The following is a 23,484-nucleotide window of genomic DNA, read 5'->3' as shown; positions in this document are numbered from 1 at the left end:
AAGACCGGGATGAGGACCGGCCTTCAGCGAACGTGCCACGAGTGAGCGGCGAACCCGCTCCCCGCCCCCGCCTACGGCGAGCAGGTATGGAAACGAGGCCCGCACCTCCGGCGTTTTTCTCCCCGCGGGAGACGGGCCGGGCATGCGGAAAGCACGCCGTGAATGAACAGGCGAGGCCCCCTCACCGAGCGACTCCACTCGGGGAACGGGCATGAAACAGACGAGGCCCGCGCCGCCAGCGGCCTTCTCCCGGCGGGAAAAAGGCCGGGGATGGAGCCGGACATTGAGAGAACGCACCGCGGATGAGCGGGCGAGGCCCCCTCACCGAGCGATTCCGCTCGGGGAACGGGCATGAAACAGACGAGGCCCGCGCCGCCAGCGGCCTTCTCCCGGCAGGAGTAAGGCCGGGGATGGAGCCGGACGCTGAGAGAACGCACCGCGGATGAGCGGGCGATGAACCCTCGCCCCGCGATCCCTCTCGGGAAGCGGGACTGACACAGACGAGCCCCGTGCTTTCGGCCCCACGCCTGCGGGACGCGGTCGGGAATGGAGCCGGACATTGAGAGAACACACCGCGAATGAACGGGCGATGAACCCTCACCCCGCGATCCCGCTCGGGAAGCGGGCATGAAGCAGATGAGGCCCGCGCCGCCAGCGGCCTTCTCCCGGCAGGAGTAAGGCCGGGGATGGAGCCGGACATTGAGAGAACGCACCGAGGATGAACGAGCGAGGCCCCACACCGAGCGATTCCGCGTGGGGAGCAGGAATGAAACAGACAAGTCCCGCGCCTACAGCCGCCTTCTCCCAGCGGGAGAAAGGCCGGGGATGGAGCCGGACGCTGAGAGAACGCACCGCGGATGAGCGGGCGATGAACCCTCACCGAGCGATTCCACGTGGGGAGCGGGCATGAAACAGACGAGTTCCGCGCCTACAGCGGCCTTCTCCCGGCAGGAAAAAGGCCGGGGATGGAGCCGGACGCTGAGAGAGCGCACCGCGGATGAGCGGGCGATGAACCCTCGCCCCGCGATCCCCAGCCGGGCGCGGGGCTGACACAGACGAGCCCCGTGCTTTCGGCCCCGCCCCTGCGGGACGCGGTCGGGAATGCGGGCACGGAATTTCCTATCGACCGGGGAGGCTACCCGATGGATGAGCTGAGGCAGGGGGTGGAGGCCGGGTTTGCGGCGGTGCCGCCGTTGCCGGCGCGGATGGTCAATGAGTACGTCTACTGTCCGCGGCTCGCCTACCTGATGTGGGTGCAGCAGGAGTGGGACGACTCCGCCGAGACCGTCGACGGGCGGCGTGTGCATGCGCGCGTCGACCAGCCGGGCGGCGAGCTGCCGGCCGAGCCGGTCGAAGGAGAGCGCATCCACGCGCGTTCGGTGACGCTGGAATCGGCGACGCTCGGCGTGATCGCCAAGCTCGATCTGGTCGAGGCCGACGGCCGCCGGGCGACGCCGGTCGACTACAAACGCGGCAAACGGCCGCACGCCCCGCGCGGGGCGCATGCGCCGGAGCGCGTGCAGCTGGCGCTGCAAGGGCTGCTGCTGCGCGAGCACGGTTACGACTGCGACGGCGGCGTCCTCTATTACGCCGGCAGCCGCGAGCGCGTGCCGGTGCCGCTCGATGCAGCGCTGGAGACGCAGGCGCGCGAGGCGGTCGCCGGGCTGCGGGCGCTGGCCGCCGGCGGGCGCCTGCCGCCACCGCTCGACGACAGCCCGAAGTGCCCGCGCTGCGCGCTGGTCGGCATCTGCCTGCCGGACGAAACCCAGCGCCTGCACGGCAGCGGGCGTGTGCCGCGGCCGCTCGCCGTCGCCGCCGACACCGCGCTGCCGCTGGTGGTGCAGGCGCCGTTCGCGCGCATCGGCCGCGACGGTGAAACGCTGAGCGTGGCGGTCGAGCAGCAGCCGGCGCGCAGCGTGCGGCTGATCGATGTTTCCCAGCTGGTGCTGCTCGGCAACGCCAGCGTCAGCGCCGCCGCGCTGCACGAACTGATGGCGCGCGAGATCCCGGTGAGCTGGCACAGCTACGGCGGCTGGTTCGTCGGCCACACCATCGGCACCGGCCATCGCAACGTCGAGCTGCGCACCGCGCAGTACCGCGCGAGCTTCGAGGCGGGCCACTGCCTGGCGCTGGCGCACGGCCTGGTGGTGGCGAAGATCGCCAACAGCCGCACGCTGCTGCGACGCAACTGGAAGCGCGGCGAGGCGCCGGCCGCGCTGCTCGCCGCCCTCAAGCGTGATCAGGACAGCGCGCGCGAAGCCGCCTCGCTGGAGCAGCTACTCGGCGTCGAAGGCAGCGCCGCGGCGCGCTACTTCGGCGCCTTCGGCGAGCTGCTGAACGCGGTCGGGGCCGAGGAGGCAATGAGCTTCGATTTTCACAACCGCAACCGCCGGCCGCCGCGCGATCCGGTCAACGCACTGCTGTCCTTCGCCTACGCCATGCTGACGCGGGCACTGACGGTGACGCTGTCGGCGGTCGGCTTCGACGCCTACCGCGGCTTTTATCACCAGCCGCGCTACGGCCGCCCGGCGCTGGCGCTCGACGTGATGGAGCCGTTCCGGCCGCTGATCGCCGATTCCGTGGTGCTGCAGGTGATCAACAACGGCGAGATCCGCCCGCGCGACTTCGTGCGCGCCGGCGGCGGCGTCGCGCTCACCGCCGACGCGCGCAAAGCCCTGATCGGCGCCTTCGAGCGACGGCTGTCGCACGAGATCACCCATCCGCTGTTCGGCTACCGCGTCAGCTACCGCCGGCTGCTGGAACTGCAGGCGCGCCTGCTCGGCCGCCACCTGCTCGGCGAACTCGCCGAATACCCCAACTTCACGACCCGGTGATCGCCATGGCCATCGAACATCTTTACGTCGTCGTCTACGACATCCGCGACACCAAGCGCTGGCGGCGCGTGTTCCGGCTGATGAAAGGCTTCGGCGACTGGGTGCAGCTGTCGGTGTTCCAGTGCCGCCTGAACGCGGTGCGCCATGCCGAGCTGGTGCAACTGCTCGACAACCTGATCCTGCACCAGCGCGACCATGTCATCCTCATGGACATGGGCCCCGCCGACGGCATCGCCCCGCGCGTCATCAGCCTCGGTCAGCCCTACACTCCAATAGAGCGCGGCCCGGCGATCTTCTGACCAGCGCCCCGCGAGCGCTGCCATGCCACGCCCGGGCCGGCCAGCGCTCGCAAACGCAATGCTCCTTGTCAATCAGGCACTTGAAACATGGTCCACGGCACTTCCCGTCTTGCCGGAGGCAAACTGCCGGCGCAAACTGGCAGCGCTCGCAAACCCGCACGCAAGCTTGCGGCAGCACAGGGATTTTCGAGCGGTCCGTTATCCGCGGCGTAATGCCGCGGCCTTATTGAAGCATGGCACGGATGCAAATGGTAATGGCGATAAAGTGGGGTTATCCGCGGCGTAATGCCGCGGCCTTATTGAAGCTCAGCCTTCGCCAGCGCCAGCACGGCCGGCAGCGTAGTTATCCGCGGCGTAATGCCGCGGCCTTATTGAAGCTTCGGATGAGGTGGGTGCGGTTTCTGAGGCGCGGGTAGGTTATCCGCGGCGTAATGCCGCGGCCTTATTGAAGCGCTGGATTCCGGTTTAAGCTGGGGGCTCGACGTGCGTTATCCGCGGCGTAATGCCGCGGCCTTATTGAAGCCGGCCGCTGAGCGCGTCGGCGTCGTCCAGCACGAGGTTATCCGCGGCGTAATGCCGCGGCCTTATTGAAGCCAGAGCATGGTCATTTGGTAGGCGAGGATGGGCGCAGTTATCCGCGGCGTAATGCCGCGGCCTTATTGAAGCCCTGATATTGCGCGGACGCGGGACGGCCGCGCAGCAAGTTATCCGCGGCGTAATGCCGCGGCCTTATTGAAGCGGTCGAATAGCACTGAGACGCGCGCTTGAAGCGCTCGTTATCCGCGGCGTAATGCCGCGGCCTTATTGAAGCAAGCGCTCCAAATCGCAGCATCGAGCTGCACCGGGCGTTATCCGCGGCGTAATGCCGCGGCCTTATTGAAGCGATTTGGGCGCTGTGTTTTATATACGGTGTCCGCGTCGTTATCCGCGGCGTAATGCCGCGGCCTTATTGAAGCTGGCGGTCTGGTTGTCTCGTCGGCCCGTTCCTGGGGTGTTATCCGCGGCGTAATGCCGCGGCCTTATTGAAGCGCTGGCCACGCTGACCGTGCCGCTGATCCCCTCGCCGTTATCCGCGGCGTAATGCCGCGGCCTTATTGAAGCCGATCTCGGTCGGCTTCGGCGAACTGTAGCTGTCGAGGTTATCCGCGGCGTAATGCCGCGGCCTTATTGAAGCCGGCGACCATGCCGCCGGCGCCATCGTCACGCAACACGTTATCCGCGGCGTAATGCCGCGGCCTTATTGAAGCCGCTGTTGCCACCGCCGGCACTCCAGCTGTCAATCGTTGTTATCCGCGGCGTAATGCCGCGGCCTTATTGAAGCAAAAGGATTTGGATGCGCTGTCTTATTTGGGGGGGTTGGTTATCCGCGGCGTAATGCCGCGGCCTTATTGAAGCTCAGGATAGCCAGACTTGGCCAGCACGATGTATGCCGTTATCCGCGGCGTAATGCCGCGGCCTTATTGAAGCGGTTTGAGTGTTGTTTTATCGGCCTATTTGGCGCGTGTTATCCGCGGCGTAATGCCGCGGCCTTATTGAAGCAGGCTGAGTCAATCAACCAGGTCGACGCGCATCACTGTTATCCGCGGCGTAATGCCGCGGCCTTATTGAAGCGGCGGTCGCGTCGACCCGATCAAATACCTCTCGAAGGTTATCCGCGGCGTAATGCCGCGGCCTTATTGAAGCTTGGGTCGCAGTGGCACGCAGTGCCCTGGCGAACCTGGTTATCCGCGGCGTAATGCCGCGGCCTTATTGAAGCTCCGTGCAGGTCAGGTCCGTGTACGCCCAGGTCGTGCGTTATCCGCGGCGTAATGCCGCGGCCTTATTGAAGCCCGGCGTCGTGTGCGCCGGTGACGAGCTGGCAGCGCCGTTATCCGCGGCGTAATGCCGCGGCCTTATTGAAGCACTAATGAAGACCCAGCACAAAGTTCCCTCTCCAACAGTTATCCGCGGCGTAATGCCGCGGCCTTATTGAAGCTCGGCTTCCATCAAAAACCACGTACAAGGAGATAAGAGTTATCCGCGGCGTAATGCCGCGGCCTTATTGAAGCCCGGCGTCGTGTGCGCCGGTGACGAGCTGGCAGCGCCGTTATCCGCGGCGTAATGCCGCGGCCTTATTGAAGCCTGGCGTCACGCTCGACACGATCTGCCGGATGACGGTGTTATCCGCGGCGTAATGCCGCGGCCTTATTGAAGCGGCATTTGCCAGCAGCCGACGACGTCAGTGAGGTGGGTTATCCGCGGCGTAATGCCGCGGCCTTATTGAAGCCTAACCGGGCGCAGCTTTTTGTGCACAACAAACTGCAGTTATCCGCGGCGTAATGCCGCGGCCTTATTGAAGCTCATGAATTCGCATCCAACGCGCGCCCTGCTCGCGTTGTTATCCGCGGCGTAATGCCGCGGCCTTATTGAAGCCGCCCGGCCAGCGCGTCGGCGTCGTCCAGCACGAGCAGTTATCCGCGGCGTAATGCCGCGGCCTTATTGAAGCCATCTCTCGCCACCTCTGCAGGGATCTCCGCAATCACGTTATCCGCGGCGTAATGCCGCGGCCTTATTGAAGCTTCGTGGCGCCTACCAAGCGGCTGCAGGTGCAGGACCTGGTTATCCGCGGCGTAATGCCGCGGCCTTATTGAAGCTTAGTCAAGACGGCTCCCTGACCCCGTAAAACTCGGTGTTATCCGCGGCGTAATGCCGCGGCCTTATTGAAGCTTGCTCAAGACGGCTCCCTGACCCCGTAAAACTCGGTGTTATCCGCGGCGTAATGCCGCGGCCTTATTGAAGCACGATCACGTCGAGGCTCAGGGCCCCGTCGCTGCCGCGGTTATCCGCGGCGTAATGCCGCGGCCTTATTGAAGCGCGCACTTTGCCCCGGACCATCTGCGTGATGCTGTTCGGTTATCCGCGGCGTAATGCCGCGGCCTTATTGAAGCCTGGTCCCGGCGAGCGCGAGCATGTGACCCGCGGCGTTATCCGCGGCGTAATGCCGCGGCCTTATTGAAGCGGCGCGGATGCCTTTGCGCCGCTGAGTGATCATGCAGTTATCCGCGGCGTAATGCCGCGGCCTTATTGAAGCAGCGCCCAGCGCTCGCTGATCGCGTCACGATTGGTCAGGTTATCCGCGGCGTAATGCCGCGGCCTTATTGAAGCCGTATCTCGTTGGTTTTGTTGCGCACCGTGACCGAGTTATCCGCGGCGTAATGCCGCGGCCTTATTGAAGCCCCTCGGCCGCCGGTGGCGGCACCGTCACGGCAGCGCGTTATCCGCGGCGTAATGCCGCGGCCTTATTGAAGCCCACTCGTTCTTCATTCTGTTCAGGTCTGCCGTCAGCCCCGTTATCCGCGGCGTAATGCCACGGCCTTATTGAAGCGCCTGCCAAACCTCCAGGTTCACGTCCTGCTGGTTGGTTATCCGCGGCGTAATGCCGCGGCCTTATTAATGCACGCTGCCCGCGGCATCACGCCGCGGCCTCTTTCCCGCTCCGCGTTTACGCCTCCGCGGTCTGTGCCGGGCGCTCCATGCCGCGGAAGATGGAGCATTTGACGAAGGCGTCGATGCTCGGCGGCTGTTGTTTCTGGTGGCAGAACTTGGCGGTGAGTTTGGCCAGGCCCTTGATGTCGCGGCCGGTGGCGTGGGGGAAGCGTTCGGCGAGTTCGCTGATCAGGGCGGGGGCGAGGCCGAGCTCGAACTGTTCGCTCATGACTTCCCAGATGCGGCAGCGGGCGGCGGTGTCCGGCGGGTCGTAGCGGATCAGGGCGATGCAGCGCGAGACGATGGCGTCGTCGATGTCGTCGATGCGGTTGGTGGTGAGGAACAGCAGGCCGTTGAAGTATTCGAGCACGCGCAGGAATACGCCGACGACGGCGTTCATCGTCATGTTGTCGTCGCGGCGCTTGATGTAGACGTCGGCCTCGTCGATCAACATCACCGCGCCCCAGCGCTGGGCGCGGGTGAGCACGTCCTTGAGGGCGGTTTCCATCGCGGCGACGTTGAGGCCGAGCTGGCCGGAGTGCACGCGGTAGAGCGGGCGGCGGACGATTTCGGCGTAGACCTCGGCGGTCAGCGTCTTGCCGACGCCGGCCGGGCCGGCGCAGAGCACGGTGGTGCCGCCGGACTTGCCGGCGATGACGTCGTCCATCAGCACGTCCATTTCGGCGGTGAGGATGTCGATGAGGTCGGTCTGCTCGGGCGGCAGCACCAGCTTCTGCTTGAGCGCCGGCTGGTAGGCGTAGGGCGTCATGTCGTCGACGTGCACCCACAGGTAGTGATGCAGGTCGAGGTGAAAAACAAAGATGTAGCCGTGCACCGGCAGCTCGGTGAACAGACCGCGGCCGACGTCGGCCTGTGCCGCCTCCACCGCGCGCTCGACGCCGCTGTCGTAGCGCGCGCTCTTGGCGGCCTTGCGCAGGTAGCGCGAGAAGATGTCGCCGGTGAGGTCGCCCGACACCACGCGCTCGCCGATGATGCCCTCGTCGTTGACCACCCGCGCCTGGCCACCGCTCGCCGAGAGGATGACGACGTCCTTGCGCGACCAGTCGGTGCTGCGGTGGGTGGCGGTCGGGTCTTCGGCGTAGAAGCCGATGCCGCTGGCCGAGAACTGCTCGCCGTAGCGCGCGCGCCAGTCGAAGTAGCGTTCGGCGGTTTCGTCGTAGGCGGCGATCAGCGCCGGGGTTTCCTTCAGCCAGCCTTTGGCGGCGAGGATTTCGCCGATGGTCTTACCGGCGATGTCGCGGCCGGTGATCATGATCGTCGCCTGCGCCAGCTTGGCCTTGGCGTTGGCCTTGAGCTCGATCAGCACGCGGGCGCTTTCTTCGTTGCCGGGCGGGGTGTAGTCGAGGCGGGCGACGACGTAGGCCAGCGCGCGACCGGCGACGTTGGCGCGGAACAGCCAGCCGCGGATGGCGTCGGCGTTGAGAAACCGCGCCAGCGCCGGCACGACGTTTTCGAGTTCGTCCTCATCCTCGAAGCGCTCGCCGTCGACATCGAGCGCGTGCAGCAGCGTCGCCAGCTGCGCGACCTGACCGGCCAGCCGCGGCCCGGCGGCGACGTAGAGATCGTGCAGAAAGCCCAGCTCGCGCGCCGAAAGCTGCTCGAAAGCCACCTCCGCCTTAGTGCCGAAGCGCAGCTGCTCGTGCAGTGACGACAGGTGCGGAAAGGCGTCGACCAGCGCTTCGACGTAGGGGCGTTCGATCTGCAATTTCATCGCGGGCTCCGCAGGCAGGACGGGAATGAAAACCCCGTGCTGCAATTGCGATGCCCCCGCAGCGACTGCGCCAAATCATTGCCGGCCGGGCGTTTTCATCGCAGGGCAGCCTGCAGCGAATACGACAATGTCGCGGGCCGGCGCACGCATCGGAACGCCTCAGCCGTCGACCGGCTGCGCCGGCCCGGCGAGCAGGCGCTGCACCAGCACCAGATCGAGCCAGCGGCCGAACTTGAAACCGACCTGCGGCAGCAGGCCGACCCGCGCGAAGCCGAGCTGCGCATGCAGCGCCAGGCTGGCGGCGTTGTCGGCATCGATCGCGCCGATCAGCGCATGCCTGTCCTGCGCCTGCGCCGCGTCGATCAGCGCGCTGAGCAGCACCCGCCCGAGGCCGCGACCGCGGAACTCGCGCTGCACATATACCGAGTGCTCGACGCTGTACTTGTAGGCCGGATACGCGCGAAACGTGCCGTAGCTGGCAAAGCCGGCCAGCGTGCCAGCCTCGTCCTCCAGCCCGAGCACCGGAAAATCCCCCGCCACCTTCGCCGCAAACCACGCCGCCATGCTCTGCGGCGGCCGTGGCAGGTAATCGTAGAGCGCGGTCGAATGCACGATCGCATCGTTGAAGATGTCGAGAATCGCCGCGGCATGACGCTGCGGCGTGCAGTGGACGAGCTTCATCGCAAACTCCGGGGCAGGCGGGACCACCAACGTAGCGCGCCGGCGCCGGTCTGGGCAGCGCCCCTCCCGCCAATAGAGGGCGGCCACGCCCTGGACTCCTGCCCGCCTCCCCACGGGAGCAAAGCCGGTTTCGCGATCTCCATGCAACCCGGGCACTCCGGCCCTTTTCCGGTCCCTGCAGGGCCGATGGCGGCGCGCTGACCGGCATCTCTCCGCGCAGTCCGGGCACTCCGGCCCTTTTCCGGCCGTGCAGCGACCGCCCGGCCTTAACGCTCAGGCGCGGTGGCGGGCCGGAGCGTTGCCGGCGACGTAGTAGTCGGCGGTCGACGGCGGCAGCGGGCTGCGGCCGCGGATGGCGTCGGCGAGTTTTTCGGCGAGCATGATCGTCGGCGCGTTGAGGTTGCCGGTGGCGATGCGCGGCATGATCGAGGCGTCGATGACGCGCAGGCCGTCGAGGCCGTGCACGCGCCCCTGCGCATCGACCACTGCCAGTGGATCGCTCGCCGCACCCATCTTGCAGCTGCAGGAGGGGTGGTAGGCGGTTTCGGCGTGGGCGCGCACGAAGGCGTCGATCTCGGCGTCGGTGCGCACGCTCGGGCCGGGCTTAAGTTCTTCGCCGCGGTAGGCGTCGAACGCACGCTGGGCGATGATCTCGCGGGTGATGCGCACGCCGGCGCGGAATTCCTGCCAGTCCTGCTCGCAGCTCATGTAGTTGAAAAGGATGCGAGGATGTACACGCGGGTCGCGCGAGGCCAGGCGCACGCTGCCGGTGCTCGGCGAGCGCATCGAGCCGACGTGGGCCTGGAAGCCATGGCATTCCACCGGGTTGCGGCCGTCGTAGTTCATCGCGATCGGCAGGAAGTGATACTGGATGTTCGGCCACGGCACGTCGTCGCCGGTGCGGATGAAGGCGCCGGCTTCGAAGTGGTTGCTGGCACCGAGGCCGCGGCCGAGGAACAGCCATTCGGCGCCGATCTTCGGCTTGTTCCACCACTTCAGCGCCGGGTACAGCGTGATCGGCTGCCTGCAGGCGTACTGGATGTACATCTCCAGATGATCCTGCAGATTGCGGCCGACGCCGGGCAGGTCGTGGACCAGCGGGATGTCGAGCGCGCGCAGCTCGTCGGCCGGGCCGACGCCGGAGCGCAGCAGCAGCTGCGGTGAGGCGATCGCGCCGCCGCACACCAGCACTTCGCGCGCCGCCTGCGCCGTGTGCAGCTTGCCGCCCTGCAGGTAGTCGACGCCGATGGCGCGGCGGCCGGCGAAGCGCACGCGGTCGCTGAGCGCGCGGGTGCGCACGGTCAGGTTGCCGCGCCGGCGTGCCAGATCGAGATAGCCGCGCGAGACGCTGCAGCGGCGGCCGCTGGCCGTGGTGGTGCGATCCATCGGCCCGAAGCCTTCCTGGCGATAGCCGTTGAGGTCGGCGGTCTCGGCGAAGCCGGCCTGCCGGCCGGCCTCGATGAAGGCGCGGTACAGCGGGTTGTTGTCGGCCTTCGGCGTGGTGACGTGCAGCGGACCGTCGCCACCGTGGTAATCGTTAGCGCCGCGGTCATAGGTCTCGGCCTTGCGGAAATACGGCAGGCAGTGGCGGTAGTCCCAGTCTTCGAGGCCGGGGTTCTGCGCCCAGCCGTCGTAGTCGAGGGCGTTGCCGCGGATGTAGCACATGCCGTTGATCGTCGAGGAGCCACCGAGCGCCTTGCCGCGGCCGCAGCTCATACGCCGGTGGTTCATGTACGGCTCGGGCTCGGTCTCATAGGCCCAGTTGTAGGTCGTGCCCATCAGCGGATAGGCCAGCGCCGCCGGCATCTGCGTGCGCCAGTCGAGGCGGTAGTCGGGGCCGCCGGCTTCGAGCAGCAGCACGCTGACGCCGGCGTCTTCGCTCAGGCGTGCGGCGAGCACGCCACCGGCCGAGCCGGAACCGATGATGATGTAGTCGAAGGTTTCAGTGGACATGGCGGTATTCCGGCCCGCTCGGCGGTGAGCGGGCATGCAGGCGATCAGCGGGGGCGGATCAGGCGTAGGGGCAGGCGACGTCGCCGAGTTCGACGTACACGCTCTTGAGCTGCGTGTAGTGCTCGATCGCCGCCGAGCCGTTTTCCCGGCCGAGGCCGGACTGCTTGTAGCCGCCGAACGGCATTTCGATCGGCGTGATGTTGTAGTTGTTGATCCAGCAGGTGCCGGCCTGCAGGCGGGCGATGACGCGGTGCGCGCGCTGTACGTCGCGGGTGAACACGCCGGCGGCGAGCCCCATGTCGCTGGCGTTGGCGCGCCGGATCACCTCGGCCTCGTCGCTGAACGCCAGCACCGACATCACCGGGCCGAAGATCTCCTCCTGCACGATGCGCATGTCGTCGCGGCAGTCGGCGAAGATCGTCGGCTCCATGAACGCCCCGGCGGCGCAGGCGCCGGCGCTGTAGCGGCGGCCGCCGCAGAGCAGGCGCGCGCCCTGCTGCACGCCGCTGTCGACGTAGCCGAGCACGCGCTCCAGGTGTGCCGTCGAGATCAGCGCGCCGACCTGGGTGTCGGGGTCGAGCGGATCGCCGATGCGCAACTTGCGCGTGCGTTCGAGCAGGCGCTGCAGGAAGGCTTCGCGGATCGGCGCCTCGACAAACACCCGTGTGCCGTTCGAGCAGATTTCGCCCTGGGTGTAGAAGTTGGCGAGCATTGCCGCGGACACCGCGTTATCGAGGTCGGCATCGGCGAAGACGATCAGCGGCGACTTGCCGCCGAGTTCCATCGTCACGTGCTTGAGCGAACTCTGCGCGGCGCGCGCGGCAACGAGCTTGCCGGCGGCGACCGAGCCGGTCAGCGACACCTTGGCCACACCCGGGTGCTCGACCAGCTGCGCGCCGGTGCTGCGATCGCCCGGCAGCACGTTGAACACGCCGGCCGGCAGCCCGGCCTCGGTGAAGATCTCGGCCAGCGCCAGCGCGCTCAGCGGCGTCAGCTCCGAGGGCTTGAAGATCATCGCGTTGCCGCAGGCCAGCGCCGGCGCGGCCTTCCAGCAGGCGATCTGGATCGGGTAGTTCCAGGCGCCGATGCCGACGCAGACGCCGAGCGGCTCGCGGCGGGTGTAGGCGAAGGCCGAGCCGAGGTCGATGTGCTCGCCGTGCAGGCTGGCGGCGAGGCCGGCGAAGTATTCGAGGCAGTCGGCGCCGGAAAGCACGTCGACGGCCTCGGCCTCCTGGATCGGCTTGCCGGTGTCGAGCACTTCAAGCTCGGCCAGCTCGCGGTTGCGTGCGCGCAGCAGCGCCGCGGCGCGCTGCAGGATGCGTCCGCGCTGTGCGCCGCTCAGTGCCGACCAGACGGCAAAGCCGGCCTGCGCCGCGCTCACCGCGGCTTCGACCTCGACAGCGCCGGCGAGCTGCACGTCACACAGCGTGGCGCCGGTGGCCGGATTGACGGTGGCGAAGGTCTCGCCGGTCTGGGTGGCGACGTAGCGCCCGCCGATGTACGGCTGGGGAACGGGGAGCGGCATGGGGTTCAGGTCTCCTGGCGGGAGTCGAGCAGGTGGGAGAGGTAATCGCGCACGGTGGCGCGGGCACGGGTGACGTCGTGCTGGCCGCTGAGCGCGGCGCGCAGCCACAGCCCGTCGATCAGCGCGGCCAGCCCGGCGGCGGCGGCCTCGGCACGCGCGGCCGGCAGCAGCTGGCGCAGTGAAAACAGCAGGTTCGATTGCAGGCGGCGGGCGTTGACCCGCTGCAGCCGCGCCAGCTCCGGCACGTGCGGCACCTGCGCCCAGAACGACAGCCAGGCGGTGATGACGCCGGGCTCGAACTGGCGGTCGGAGAAATTGCCGTCGACGATGGCCTCGATGCGCGCGCGCGGCTGCGTCTCGCGCGCCATCGCCGCACCGACCAGCGTGTGCAGCTCGCGCAGCAGCGTGCGCATCGTCGCCTCCAGCAGTTCGTTCTTGCCGCCGAAGTAGTGGTGGATGATGCCGGCGGACACGCCGGCGACCTTGCTGATGCGTTGCACCGTGGTTTCGGCAATGCCGTGCTCGCTGATCGTGGCGATCGTCGCCTCGATCAGCTGCTGACGACGGATCGGCTCCATTCCGACTTTGGGCATGACGCGCACTTCTCCTGTTCGGGCGACACATGGGCTTGCGTCGTAATTTAATTGATCGTCCAATCAAAAAAAAGCTAGGCTTAGCTCAAGCCGTTCGGAACCGCCCTCCCCCGCTACGGCCGCCTGCCATCAAACCTTCTCCATCGCTGTCCGGAGACCTCGCCTCATGAGCCAGTCCCGCACCCTAGCCCTCGCCTGCGCCGCCAGCCTCGCCTGCTCTTCCGCCGCCTTCGCCGCCGGCGATCCGTCGAGCTGCAAGACCGTGCACTTCGCCGACGTCGGCTGGACCGACATCACCGCCACCACCGCCGCCACTTCGCTGATCCTCGAAGGGCTCGGCTACAAACCGAAAACGCAGATCGTCTCGGTGCCGGTCGCCTTCGTCGGCCTGCAGAAGAAGAACATCGACGTCTTCCTCGGCAACTGGATGCCGACGATGGAAACCTTCATCAAGCCGTATCTGGCCGACAAGAGCGTCGAAGTGGTGCGCGCCAACCTCGAAGGCGCCAAGTACACGCTGGCGGTCAGCCGCGCCGCCTACGCAGGCGGCCTGCACGACTTCAAGGACATCGCCAGATTCAAGGACAAGCTCAGCGGCAGGATCTACGGCATCGAAGCCGGTAACGACGGCAACCTGCTGATCGAAAAGATGATCAAGGACAACGCCTTCGGCCTCGGCGACTTCAAGCTGGTCGAGTCCAGCGAAGCCGGCATGCTGGTGCAGGTCGGGCGCGCCGAAAAGAGCGGCGAATGGGTGGTGTTCCTCGGCTGGGAGCCGCACCCGATGAACTCGCAGTTCAAGATGGACTACCTGACCGGCGGCGATGACTACTTCGGCCCCAACCTCGGCGGCGCCACCGTCTACACCAACACCTCGGCCGGCTACGGCGCGCGCTGCCCGAACGTCGGCAAACTGCTGAAGAATCTGGAATTCACGCTGCCGATGGAAAACACCATCATGGGTGGCATCCTCAACGACAAGCAGAAGCCCGAAACCGCCGCCGCCGCCTGGCTCAAGGCCAATCCGCAGGCGCTCGGCCCGTGGCTCGACGGCGTCACCACCATCGACGGCAAGGACGGCCTCGCCGCGGTGAAGAAGTACCTCGGCGTCTGATCTTCGCCCCCGCGCGGCGCAGGCATGGACGCGCCGCAGCGCGCGGGGTAAGCTTCACCCCCTGTCACGCGCCCGTAGCTCAGCTGGATAGAGCGCTGCCCTCCGGAGGCAGAGGTCAGGGGTTCGAATCCCTTCGGGCGCGCCATTTCAGTACAGAACTGCGAACGCCGATGGCTGCCGATTCCACGCTCGAACCGGAGACAAGGGGTTGAAGCAGTTACGATTTCGCCCCCATGATGCGAACATCGTCGTCGGCGACTTCGACGCCCCCCCGCAAAGAACGGTGGTTATTCCTCCGGCGATGAAGGAACTTTTCGCGGCCCGCAACGGGCAAGCGGCGTCACCCCAGCAGCGTCGGACCAAAATTGGCAGAAATGGGCGGTACCCCTGCCAATCAGGCCGAAAATACAAGCATTGTCACGGCCGATGATCGACAACGACATTCACCTGTCGTCGAGCACTACCGTGGATCGCTATTTCCTCGACGAAAGCGGCCACGGTGGTGATCTCGCCTCGGCGAAGGCTCTCGATTTCGCAGGCCAGCCGTTCTTCGCACTGGCCTGTGTCGGAGTGGGTGATGCTGCGCTGTTGGCCGCTAAGCTGGATCGGCTGCGGGTGCATCACGCCTGCGGTGACGGCGAGCTGAAATCGACCAAATTAGGAAAGAAGCTGACGCCAATCGCAGATGAACTGGTCACCTTCCTGGGGCAGCATCGATGGCCGCTCTTCGTGGAGCTGGTGGACAAACGGTTCTTCGTTGCAATCCACATCGTCAACCACCTGCTTTGCGGCCCCTACGAGTTCGATGATGTCGACATGGCGAGCCGCAATATGATCGCCGAGTTCCTCTCGGACGAGGATTCCGATGCAGTGCTGCTGGCCTACATCTCCGCCTGCAAGGCACTCTCGGTGACATCCGTGGCAGCCGTCATTGATTTGCTCTGGGACTGGTTGGACCGCTCTGACGCCAAGATCGCCCGAACAGCGCAGGTGCTGACGAAGTTCGCGCGGGACCGTGTGCGGAAACCGTCGGCGAAGGCCGAAGAATTTCTGCCGATCGCTGATGAGTCCGCCGCCGGGAAGAAGGTCTGGATGCTGCCCAACCTCCAATGCCTCACGAACATCTACGCCCGTATCAATCAGTCCCGCTCTGTGAATCTCGACGGGGTCCAACTCGTTCACGACGAACAGATGCAGTATGCGAAGGTGCTTGAGGACTCCAAAACGCTCATGGAGCAACTCGCGACCGAAGCCGCACTGCCGATCGTTCCGTTCGCCGACTATCGCTTGCGAGGGCATGGCGATCTTATCTTTGCGACGGGGAAGAACGAACCCTGCCTCCAAGCAGCGGACATCCTTGCGGGTTGCGCGATGCGTTTCGCACGGGATGGCAACGCTCAGAAGGGGCGCATCGAAAAGCAGCTCCGCACGGTGTTCCACCGGATGATAGATGCCGGCAGCCCCATGCAAGCGACCGGCATCAATCTGGTGATGAGCACCCGCCTGCTCGAAACGTTGGGTGTTCCACACATCCCGGCGGACATCTTGTATCAAATGTTCCCCTTGGCCTAGCGGCGCCCCGCGGCAGAGATTTCAGGTGACCAGGCGACGCTTTTCGTCATCGGCTTCATTCGCCGGCTCTCCCGTCGCCTTGGTCAGGAAGAAGTCACGCGCAGCCCGGCAGGAATCGTGATCCAGCGCGTAGGCGGTCTGCTTGAACGCCCTCAGACTCACCTAAAGAGGGCTGACATCGTTCTCATCTTCACCCTTCGGGCGCGCCAGCTTGCATTTGCGAACCGGCCGCCATCCGGCCCGTTCAGCGCCTGGCTCGAACTCTCTCCGCTTGTTGATGCACGGCTGCCACCGCGGCCGCCTGCTGCCATTTACGGGCGTTTGGTCCGGCTCGACTGTCCCCTGCCCTGTCGTGCTGTTTCGCGCCGGCCATCGCTGGTCGATCAGCGCCCGCCGCCTAGGCCGTAAGCAGGCGGCGGAACAGCGCAATGTGCTTTTGCGGCATGGCGTCTTTCTCCGCTCCCTCAAGCTGGCTCCAGTGGGCGACGACCCAGCGGTCGAGCGATTCGAGCAGCGACATCGTCGAATCGATCAGCAGCGATTGCGGCAGATCGGTCCGTACCACGCCCAGCGCCTGGCCGCGCTCGATGATGAGCGCGACCCAGCCTTTCATCGCCAGAAACAGCCGCCCGGTCGCCGAGCCCTGCCGCGGGTCGCTGCGCAGGCGGTAGAACATGCCGCCGAACTGCACCAGCCAGAGGTTTCTGTCGACGACCGCGATGGCGCGTCGATAAAGCGCCTCGAAGGTGCTCCAGAAGGTCTCCGCGTCGAGCGCCGCCGGGTCAAAACCGCCGATCTCCCGAAAGAGGACGCTCAGCGAGCGCTCGATCATCGTCGTGAAGAGATCCGCCTTATCGTCGAAGTAGTAATAGAGCGAGCTTTTGCTCATTCCTGACTTTTCGAGAATGCGGTTGAGAGAAGCACCGTCGAAACCGTACGCGGCAAATTCCTCCGCGGCGCTCTCGAACAGGCGTCTCTGGCGTTCAGCATCAAGCTTGTCTAGGCGGCGACTCATGGCCTTGACCATACCCCATCCGCGCACTACAAACCATGTTGTGTACCGTCGGTACACACTACGGTTTTGATTGATTGCTACTGGATGCGCGGCCGCTGCGCTGAAAGCAGAGGAGGTGTCGCCATGAAAATTGCCATCAGTGGCGCGGGGATCGCCGGGGCAACGCTGGCCTACTGGTTGCTGCGGGCCGGGCACCAGCCGTTCATGATCGAGCGCGCCCCGGCGCTGAGGACGGGTGGCTACATCATGGATTTCTGGGGAGTCGGCTACTCGGTTGCCGAACGCATGGGCATCCTCCCCGCCGTGCGTCAGGCCGGTTATCAGGTCGGGGAGATGCGCTTCCTCGCCGACGACGGCAGCAAGGCCGGTGGCTTTGCCGTCGATGCGCTCCACGATCTGATCAGGGGGCGGATGACGAGCGTGGCGCGGGGCGAACTGGCGGCGCAGATCTATCGCGCGCTGGACGGCCGTGTCGAAACGCTGTTCGACGACCCGATTGCCGCGATCAATGAGCACGCGGACAGCGTGCAGATCGTGCTGCAGAGCGGTGAGAAGCGCGACGTCGATATCGTCGTTGGTGCCGACGGGCTGCACTCGCGCGTGCGCGAGCTGATCTTCGGCAGCGAGGAGCACTTCGAAAAGGACCTCGGCTATCGATTCGCCGTGTTCCAGGCCAGCGGCTACGAGCCGCGCGACGAGAATGTCTACATCATCCATGCCGCGACATCACGCCAGATCGCCCGCTTCTCGCTGCGCGGCGAGCGGACGCTGTTCCTGCTCGTCTTCCGCAGTGAACGCCTGAACGGCGCCGAGCCGGGCAGCCCGGCAGAAACCCGCGCCCTGCTGAAAACCATCTTTGCCGACGCGGGCTGGGAGTCGGAGCGCATCCTCGCGGCGATGGAAACCGCGGATGACCTTTACTTCGATCGCGTCAGCCAGATACGCATGCCCTCCTGGCACCGCGGGCGGACCGTGCTCGTGGGCGATGCGGGCATGGCGGTGTCTTTTCTCGCCGGTGAAGGCGCCGGGATCGCGATGACCGGGGCCTACGTGCTGGCGGGCGAGATTGCACGCGCATCAGGCGATTACGCCAAGGCGTTCGCGGCCTATGACGCCCGGCTGCGGCCCTTCATCGAGGGCAAGCAGCACACTGCCGAGAGCGTTGCCTCCACCTTCGTACCGCAGACGGAGTTCGGCATATGGCTGCGGAATCAGGCGACCAAATTGATGGCGCTGCCCGGCGCCGCCAGTCTCATGCTGGGCAAAAGCCTCAGCGATGACTTTGCCTTGCCCGACTACCCGTGATCGAGGCTCGAAGACGCGGAAAACCGCCAGCCCGTGGCGCCGCCCGAGCGTGACGGCGGCACAGTTGAGGGCGGCGAAGACCGGCACGCCGGCAGCAGTGCGGTCCTGCGCCCCGTGACCTGCCCCTCGCCTGATCCCCGCCCGGCGGATACGGCGGCCGCATGCGCCACGGTCTTCCACGACCGGGCGCAGCACCCGCCGGCGCCTTCACGCCAACGGCGCCGCTGGCGGCTGGGGTGTAGCTCGCCGGCGGTGCCGTCGCCGGGCCTTCAGCCGAAATACGCTTCTTTCACCCGCGGATTGTCGGCCAGTTCGCGGGCGCTGCCTTCGGCGACGACGTGGCCCTGGGCGAGCACGTAGCCGCGGTGGGCGATGGCCAGCGTCTGGTGGACGTTCTGCTCGACCAGCAGCACCGTGCTGCCGAAACTGTGCAGGCGCTCGATGACCGCGAAGTTTTCCTTCACGTACAGCGGCGAGAGGCCGAGCGAGGGCTCGTCGATGATCAGCAGCTGCGGCGCGGCCATCATGCCGCGGCCGATCGACACCATCGCCTGCTCACCGCCGGACATGGTGCCGGCGAGCTGGCCGGCACGCTCGGCCAGGCGCGGGAACACCGCGTAGACGTGCTCCAGGCGGTGGGCGATTTCGCGGGCGCTGGGTTCGAGGTAGGCGCCGGCGCGCAGGTTTTCCTCGACGCTGAGCTTGGCAAAGACCTTGCGCCCCTCCGGGATGCAGGCGATGCCGCGGCTGACGATGCGGTGGGTCGGCAGGCGGGTGATGTCCTCGCCGTTGAAGCGGATGCGCCCGCGGTAGGCCGGCGTCAGGCCGAGGATCGAGCGGATCAGCGTGCTCTTGCCGGCGCCGTTGGCGCCGAGGATGCAGGTGATCTGCCCCGGCAGCACGCGCAGCGACACGCCGGTGAGCACGTCGACGCGGTCGTAAGTGGTGTGGATGCCTTCGATGACCAGCCCGTCGCTGGCCGCCGTGGCGGCGCTGGCGAAGTCGATGATTTTTGCGCTCATGTCTCAGCCCTGCCCCAGATAGGCTTCCTGCACCCACGGATCGGCGGCGATCGTGCGATAGCTGCCTTCGCAGATCTTGCGGCCGTAGTTGAACACCACGCAGCGGTCGGTGACGCGCTCGATCAGCCCCATCTCGTGCTCGATCAGCACGATGGCCAGCTCGCCGAGGCCGGCCCGCACGCGCAGCACGTCGGCCAGCAGCTCGTCGGCCTCGTCATGCGTCATGCCGGCGGAGGGCTCGTCGAGCAGCAGCAGGCGCGGGTCGCTGATCAGTGCGCGGCAGACCTCGATGCGGCGGCGGTCGATCATCGAGATCGCACCGACCGGCTGGTACAGGCGGTCGGCGAGCGCCGGGCTGAAGGTCGCCAGCAGCTCGCGCGCACGCCGCTGCAGGCGCGTGAGCTCAGCCTCGAAACGGCGCCGGCGCAGCAGGTTGAACAGCAGGCCGTGGTCGAGGTGGATGTGGCAGCCGAGCATCAGGTTGTCGAACACCGACAGCGGCAGGCACAGCCGTGAACGCTGGAAGGTGCGGGCGATGCCGGCCCGGCAGACCTGCTGCGGCGAGGCGCGGAACAGGTCGGTGTCGGCAAAGCGCACCTGGCCGGCGCTCGGCGCGTAGAGGCCGGTGATGACGTTGAAGAACGTGGTCTTGCCCGAGCCGTTCGGCCCGAGCAGGCCGAGCACTTCGCCGCGCTGCACGTCGAGGTCGAGCTCGTTGAGCGCGACCACGCCGCCGAAGCGCATGGTCAGGCCGCGGGCGCGCAGCAGGATGGTGGCGTCGTTCATGCGGCCTCCTCGGTACCGTAGCGGCGCAGCCGGCGCGGCAGCAGGCCGTCGGGCTTGAACAGCAGGATGGCGATGACCAGCAGGCCGTAGAGCAGGAAGCGGTATTCCTGGATGAACTGCAGCTTCTCCGGCACCAGCATCACGATCACCACCGCCGGCAGCAGCCCCCACTGGTTGCCGACGCCACCGAGCACGACGATCGACACCAGGATCAGCGAATCACCGAGGGTGAAGCTCGACGGCGCGACGAAGGCGATCATCACCGCATACATCGCCCCGGCCACGCCCATCAGGAAGTTGCCGAGCACGAAGGCGAAGATCTTCCAGCGCGTGAGCTGCACGCCGAAGGTCGCCGCGGCGGTCTCGTCGAGGCGCACCACGTCGAGCGCCAGGCCGATCCACGAGCGCTCCAGCCGCGACAGCAGCACGAACAGCCCGGCGACCAGCGCCAGCCCGAGCAGCGCGTAATTGACGTAGAACGACCAGTCGAGGCCGAACCACTCCGGCGGCATCGCCAGCGCCCAGCCGAACAGCGTCATGTCCGGCAGCTTGACGCCCTGCGGACCGCCGAAGGTGTCGTTGACCTCCATGAAGCTGCGGAACAGCACGCCGAAGGCGAGCGTCACCAGCGCCGCGTAATGGCCGCGCGTGCGCAGCACCGGCACCAGCAGCACGCAGCCGATCAGCGCGGCGCAGGCGCCGCCGAGCACGAAGATCAGCGCCGTCGGCAGCGCCGCGTGACCGGCCAGCATCGCCGCGGTGTAGCAGCCGATACCGAAGAACGCCGCGCCGGCGAAATTGACCACGCCGCAGTAGCCGAACTGCACGTTCAGCCCCATGCAGGCGGCGATGTGGAACAGCGCGGTGGCGAGCATCAGCAGCGCCAGATGCTCCTCGCGGAACAGGCCGATCAGGCCGAGCGCGGCCAGCAGTGCCAGCCAGGCGAACAGCCGCGGCCGCGCCCGCCAGGCGGTCTCGGCGCTGGCGAGCAGCGGCACCCGCGGTGCCGCCAGGCCAAGGGCGGCGGCGATCGCCAGCAGCACGCCGACTTCCCATTCGGATTCGGCGTAGAAGAAGGCACCGAGCAGCACCGCGACCACGGCCAGACCGAGCACGCCGGGCAGCCACGGCCGGGCGCCACGCGGCACCACGGTCAACAGATCGTTGGGAACGGCCGCCATGCTCAGACCCTCTCGCTGCTGCGTTCGGCGATCAGCCCGGTCGGCTTGATCGCGATGATGAGAATGACCACGGCGAAGGCGAACACGTCTTTGTAGGCGCTGCCGAAGGGCAGCGCGACGGCGCCGAGCGTCTGCAGTGCGGCGAACAGGAAGCCGCCGAGGATCGCGCCGTAGATGCTGCCGAGACCGCCGACGATCGCCGCGGAAAAGCCGATCACGGCGAGCAGCAGGCCCATGCCGAAGTTGATCTCGTTGTAATACAGCCCGTTCATCACCCCGGCGAGCGCCGCCAGGCCGGAGCCGAGCGCGAAGGTCAGCAGCACGATGCTCTCGAAACCGATGCCCATGACCCGCGCGGTTTCGCTGTCCTGGGCGACGGCGCGGATCGCCAGGCCGAGGCGCGTGTGGTTGATCAGCAGGTGCACGCCGGCGATCGCCGCGCAGCCGGCGGCGAACAGCAGCACGCTGTCGAGGCGCAGCGCGAAGCCGTCGAAGGCCCACTGCGTATCCGGCAGCAGCCGCGGGAACGGTTTGGGATTGGAACCCGCCGGGAAGAACAGGCGCACGCATTCGCGCAGCACCATGCCGGTCATCAGCGTGATCAGCAGGGTGTTGAAGGCCGGTGCGCCGCGCAGCGGCAGCACCACGAAGCGGGCGATCAGCGCGCCGACGCCAGCCATTGCCAGCACCGAGGCGATCACCACCAGCGCCAGCTGCAGCCAGCTGGCCTCGATGCCGAGCGCGCCGAGGCCGAGGTAGACGGCATAACCGGTGAACGCGCCGAGCATCAGCACGTCACCGTGGGAAAACTTGATCACGTCCAGCACGCCGAAGAACAGCGTGAAGCCGACGGCCACCATCGCGTAGATGATGCCGAGCATCATGCCGTTGACGACGTACTGCCCGAGCTGGGCGATATCCATCGGTCGTCTCCAGAAAGCGCGGGACGGTGCTGACCATCCCGGGGAAGCCTGCAGGCACCGGCGCCGGCTCACCGCCAGAGAGGCGGGGCCGCAAGCGCCGGGCGTTGGTGTGTCGTTTGCGACGGCCGCCGGCGGCGGCACCCGGAGTGAGGAAGCTCGCCCGCCTCACCCGCCCCGCCGGGGAGCCAAAGCGCCGCGGGCGACGCAGTCGCAGCCCCCGCCCCGCGGCAGACAACGGGGCCGGGGGCGCGCGGCGGCTCAGAGGTTTTTCAGCTTGCGCTTGCCGCTGGCGTAGTCGCTTTCACCCCAGGCCACCCACTTGCCGTCCTGCACGACATACATCGTCGTCATCGGCGTGATGTTCTGGCCGTGGTCGTCGAACTCGATCTTGCCGACGATGGAATCCTTGCCGTGGGTGTCGCGCAGCGCGGCGATGACCTTCTTGCGGTCCGGGCCGACCTGCTCGATGACGTCGAGCAGCAGGCTGGTGGCGGCGAAGGCATACGGGCCGTAGGCCTCGAAGCCCTCCTTGTAGCCGGCCTTGGCGTAGGCATCGAGGAAGAACTTGCCGCCCGGCAGCTGCTCCACCGGCGGCATGTCGTAGGTGGTGAACACGCCTTCGGCCTCGGCGCCGAGGCTCTTGATGAAGGCGTCACCGAAGATGCCCGAGGTGCCCTGGAACTGCGCCTTGATGCCGAGCTTGTCCATCTGCGTGATCACGCGCACCGCCAGCGGCGTCAGGCCGCCGAAGTAGATCACGTCGGGGTTGAGCTCTTTGATCCGGGTGAGCTCGGCGGTGAAGTCCTGCTGGTCGGAGCCGACACCGAACTCGGCGAGCAGCTTGCCGCCGTTGGCCGGCAGGTTCTCGGCGAAGTACTTGTGCATGCTCTTGCCGTAGTCGGTGGTGTCGTGGATCGACACCCAGGTCTTGTAGCCCTGCTCGACGAGGAACTTCGAACCGACCTTGTTCTGGTTGATCAGCGTCGAGCTGACGCGGTTGACCTCCTGGTAATCGTTGCCGTAGGTGATCTCCGGCAGCACCGCCGCCCACACCACCATCGGCATGCGGAACTTGTGGAACACGTCGACGGCGGCGATCGCCACCGCCGAGCAGTAGAACGGGATCGCCGCGACGATGCTCTTGTCCGACGCCGCCTTGGTCGCGACCTGCACGCCGACGTTCGGCTTGCACTCGTCGTCCATTGCTTCCAGTTCATAGGTGTACTTGGCGTTCGGGTCGGCGTTGCGCAGCTGCACCGCCAGCTCGGCGGAATTGCGCCCGCCGATCCCGTGCGCCGAAATGCCGCCGGTCAGCGGACCGATGAAGGCGATCTTCACGGTCTCCCTGGCGAAGGCGGCGGACTGGCCGAGCAGCAGGCTGCACAGGACGGCACCGGCGAGGCGGCGGAAGGCGGGGCGAATCCTCATGATCATTCTCCGGGGCGGCGGCTGGGGGTTCAGGGCCGGGCCCGCCGCCGGCGAAG

18 protein-coding genes, 1 tRNA gene and 1 CRISPR repeat array are annotated in these 23,484 nt (G+C 66.8%); of the genes, 7 read left to right on the top strand and 12 right to left on the bottom strand.

What is annotated here, in order from left to right:
• Nucleotides 1-1,142: 1,142 nt before the first annotated feature.
• Together cas4g/cas1g and cas2 are read left to right on the top strand one after the other, a co-directional pair.
• A complete protein-coding gene (cas4g/cas1g, locus tag C7443_RS08215; RefSeq protein WP_110018117.1) occupies nt 1,143-2,834 on the top strand; it encodes a CRISPR-associated endonuclease Cas4g/Cas1g in 1,692 nt (563 codons plus the stop codon).
• A gap of 5 nt (nt 2,835-2,839) precedes the next feature.
• Nucleotides 2,840-3,133: a CRISPR-associated endonuclease Cas2 gene (gene cas2, locus C7443_RS08210; RefSeq protein WP_110018116.1), complete on the top strand. Its 294-nt coding sequence runs from the start codon at nt 2,840-2,842 to the stop codon at nt 3,131-3,133.
• Between the two features lie 197 nt (nt 3,134-3,330).
• A CRISPR array of direct repeats spans nt 3,331-6,569; the repeat unit is 36 nt; unit sequence GTTATCCGCGGCGTAATGCCGCGGCCTTATTGAAGC.
• Between the two features lie 45 nt (nt 6,570-6,614).
• Here cas2 and C7443_RS08205 read toward each other — a convergent pair.
• From C7443_RS08205 to betI, 5 genes are all read right to left on the bottom strand, one after another.
• Nucleotides 6,615-8,330, bottom strand: a complete 1,716-nt coding sequence (locus C7443_RS08205; RefSeq protein ID WP_110018115.1) for an AAA family ATPase — start codon at nt 8,328-8,330, stop codon at nt 6,615-6,617.
• Nucleotides 8,331-8,489: 159 nt separating this feature from the next.
• Nucleotides 8,490-9,011, bottom strand: coding sequence for a GNAT family N-acetyltransferase (locus C7443_RS08200; RefSeq protein WP_110018114.1), 522 nt, complete (start codon nt 9,009-9,011; stop codon nt 8,490-8,492).
• Nucleotides 9,012-9,284: 273 nt separating this feature from the next.
• Nucleotides 9,285-10,964: a choline dehydrogenase gene (gene betA, locus C7443_RS08195; protein ID WP_110018113.1), complete on the bottom strand. Its 1,680-nt coding sequence runs from the start codon at nt 10,962-10,964 to the stop codon at nt 9,285-9,287.
• Nucleotides 10,965-11,022: 58 nt separating this feature from the next.
• Complete coding sequence (betB, locus tag C7443_RS08190; protein WP_110018112.1) at nt 11,023-12,489, bottom strand: betaine-aldehyde dehydrogenase; 1,467 nt, start codon at nt 12,487-12,489, stop codon at nt 11,023-11,025.
• Between the two features lie 5 nt (nt 12,490-12,494).
• Nucleotides 12,495-13,082, bottom strand: a complete 588-nt coding sequence (betI, locus tag C7443_RS08185) for a transcriptional regulator BetI (RefSeq protein ID WP_110018111.1) — start codon at nt 13,080-13,082, stop codon at nt 12,495-12,497.
• A 166-nt stretch (nt 13,083-13,248) separates the two neighbouring features.
• Between betI and C7443_RS08180 the strand changes: the two genes are divergently transcribed.
• The 4 genes from C7443_RS08180 to C7443_RS08165 all read left to right on the top strand — a co-directional run bounded on the left by C7443_RS08180 (nt 13,249) and on the right by C7443_RS08165 (nt 15,768).
• Nucleotides 13,249-14,196, top strand: coding sequence for a choline ABC transporter substrate-binding protein (locus tag C7443_RS08180; RefSeq protein WP_110018110.1), 948 nt, complete (start codon nt 13,249-13,251; stop codon nt 14,194-14,196).
• Between the two features lie 68 nt (nt 14,197-14,264).
• A tRNA-Arg gene (locus C7443_RS08175) sits at nt 14,265-14,341 on the top strand.
• A 156-nt stretch (nt 14,342-14,497) separates the two neighbouring features.
• Nucleotides 14,498-14,626, top strand: coding sequence for an SEC-C metal-binding domain-containing protein (locus C7443_RS20610; protein ID WP_425467075.1), 129 nt, complete (start codon nt 14,498-14,500; stop codon nt 14,624-14,626).
• Complete coding sequence (locus tag C7443_RS08165) at nt 14,623-15,768, top strand: DUF3800 domain-containing protein (RefSeq protein ID WP_110018108.1); 1,146 nt, start codon at nt 14,623-14,625, stop codon at nt 15,766-15,768. The genes C7443_RS20610 and C7443_RS08165 overlap by 4 nt, the downstream gene beginning before the upstream one ends.
• A 21-nt stretch (nt 15,769-15,789) precedes the next feature.
• On the opposite strand, the gene C7443_RS20105 is transcribed toward C7443_RS08165, so the two are convergent.
• Nucleotides 15,790-15,930: a hypothetical protein gene (locus tag C7443_RS20105; RefSeq protein WP_170123545.1), complete on the bottom strand. Its 141-nt coding sequence runs from the start codon at nt 15,928-15,930 to the stop codon at nt 15,790-15,792.
• 235 nt (nt 15,931-16,165) lie between these two features.
• Nucleotides 16,166-16,795, bottom strand: coding sequence for a TetR/AcrR family transcriptional regulator (locus C7443_RS08160; protein ID WP_110018107.1), 630 nt, complete (start codon nt 16,793-16,795; stop codon nt 16,166-16,168).
• A gap of 111 nt (nt 16,796-16,906) precedes the next feature.
• Between C7443_RS08160 and C7443_RS08155 the strand changes: the two genes are divergently transcribed.
• Nucleotides 16,907-18,088, top strand: coding sequence for an FAD-binding domain (locus C7443_RS08155; protein ID WP_110018106.1), 1,182 nt, complete (start codon nt 16,907-16,909; stop codon nt 18,086-18,088).
• A gap of 269 nt (nt 18,089-18,357) precedes the next feature.
• Here C7443_RS08155 and C7443_RS08150 read toward each other — a convergent pair whose 3' ends face one another.
• The 5 genes from C7443_RS08150 to C7443_RS08130 form a co-directional block, all read right to left on the bottom strand.
• A complete protein-coding gene (locus tag C7443_RS08150; protein WP_110018105.1) occupies nt 18,358-19,110 on the bottom strand; it encodes an ABC transporter ATP-binding protein in 753 nt (250 codons plus the stop codon).
• Between the two features lie 3 nt (nt 19,111-19,113).
• Nucleotides 19,114-19,896 (bottom strand): ABC transporter ATP-binding protein, encoded by a 783-nt coding sequence (locus C7443_RS08145; protein ID WP_110018104.1) that lies wholly within the window; start codon nt 19,894-19,896, stop codon nt 19,114-19,116.
• Complete coding sequence (locus C7443_RS08140) at nt 19,893-21,077, bottom strand: branched-chain amino acid ABC transporter permease (RefSeq protein WP_110018103.1); 1,185 nt, start codon at nt 21,075-21,077, stop codon at nt 19,893-19,895. The genes C7443_RS08145 and C7443_RS08140 overlap by 4 nt, the downstream gene beginning before the upstream one ends.
• 2 nt (nt 21,078-21,079) lie before the next feature.
• Nucleotides 21,080-22,000, bottom strand: coding sequence for a branched-chain amino acid ABC transporter permease (locus C7443_RS08135; RefSeq protein ID WP_425467073.1), 921 nt, complete (start codon nt 21,998-22,000; stop codon nt 21,080-21,082).
• Nucleotides 22,001-22,258: 258 nt separating this feature from the next.
• The gene (locus tag C7443_RS08130) at nt 22,259-23,428 is read right to left on the bottom strand and encodes a branched-chain amino acid ABC transporter substrate-binding protein (protein WP_110018102.1); all 1,170 of its coding nucleotides are present in this window, start codon (nt 23,426-23,428) and stop codon (nt 22,259-22,261) included.
• Nucleotides 23,429-23,484 lie beyond the last annotated feature (56 nt).

The sequence above is a fragment of the Plasticicumulans acidivorans genome, from assembly GCF_003182095.1.
GTDB classification, from domain to species: Bacteria; Pseudomonadota; Gammaproteobacteria; order Competibacterales; family Competibacteraceae; genus Plasticicumulans; species Plasticicumulans acidivorans.
Note: the sequence above shows the minus strand (reverse complement) of the source record. Positions and strands in the feature narration are given on the sequence as shown.

What these genes read in the sequence shown, in the direction of transcription:
- cas4g/cas1g (WP_110018117.1), top strand. Translation starts at nt 1,143, where the DNA reads ATGGATGAGCTGAGGCAGGGGGTGGAGGCCGGGTTTGCGGCGGTGCCG.
- cas2 (WP_110018116.1), top strand. Translation starts at nt 2,840, where the DNA reads ATGGCCATCGAACATCTTTACGTCGTCGTCTACGACATCCGCGACACC.
- C7443_RS08205 (WP_110018115.1), bottom strand. Translation starts at nt 8,330, where the DNA reads ATGAAATTGCAGATCGAACGCCCCTACGTCGAAGCGCTGGTCGACGCC.
- C7443_RS08200 (WP_110018114.1), bottom strand. Translation starts at nt 9,011, where the DNA reads ATGAAGCTCGTCCACTGCACGCCGCAGCGTCATGCCGCGGCGATTCTC.
- betA (WP_110018113.1), bottom strand. Translation starts at nt 10,964, where the DNA reads ATGTCCACTGAAACCTTCGACTACATCATCATCGGTTCCGGCTCGGCC.
- betB (WP_110018112.1), bottom strand. Translation starts at nt 12,489, where the DNA reads ATGCCGCTCCCCGTTCCCCAGCCGTACATCGGCGGGCGCTACGTCGCC.
- betI (WP_110018111.1), bottom strand. Translation starts at nt 13,082, where the DNA reads ATGCCCAAAGTCGGAATGGAGCCGATCCGTCGTCAGCAGCTGATCGAG.
- C7443_RS08180 (WP_110018110.1), top strand. Translation starts at nt 13,249, where the DNA reads ATGAGCCAGTCCCGCACCCTAGCCCTCGCCTGCGCCGCCAGCCTCGCC.
- C7443_RS20610 (WP_425467075.1), top strand. Translation starts at nt 14,498, where the DNA reads ATGAAGGAACTTTTCGCGGCCCGCAACGGGCAAGCGGCGTCACCCCAG.
- C7443_RS08165 (WP_110018108.1), top strand. Translation starts at nt 14,623, where the DNA reads ATGATCGACAACGACATTCACCTGTCGTCGAGCACTACCGTGGATCGC.
- C7443_RS08160 (WP_110018107.1), bottom strand. Translation starts at nt 16,795, where the DNA reads ATGGTCAAGGCCATGAGTCGCCGCCTAGACAAGCTTGATGCTGAACGC.
- C7443_RS08155 (WP_110018106.1), top strand. Translation starts at nt 16,907, where the DNA reads ATGAAAATTGCCATCAGTGGCGCGGGGATCGCCGGGGCAACGCTGGCC.
- C7443_RS08150 (WP_110018105.1), bottom strand. Translation starts at nt 19,110, where the DNA reads ATGAGCGCAAAAATCATCGACTTCGCCAGCGCCGCCACGGCGGCCAGC.
- C7443_RS08145 (WP_110018104.1), bottom strand. Translation starts at nt 19,896, where the DNA reads ATGAACGACGCCACCATCCTGCTGCGCGCCCGCGGCCTGACCATGCGC.
- C7443_RS08140 (WP_110018103.1), bottom strand. Translation starts at nt 21,077, where the DNA reads ATGGCGGCCGTTCCCAACGATCTGTTGACCGTGGTGCCGCGTGGCGCC.
- C7443_RS08135 (WP_425467073.1), bottom strand. Translation starts at nt 22,000, where the DNA reads ATGGATATCGCCCAGCTCGGGCAGTACGTCGTCAACGGCATGATGCTC.
- C7443_RS08130 (WP_110018102.1), bottom strand. Translation starts at nt 23,428, where the DNA reads ATGAGGATTCGCCCCGCCTTCCGCCGCCTCGCCGGTGCCGTCCTGTGC.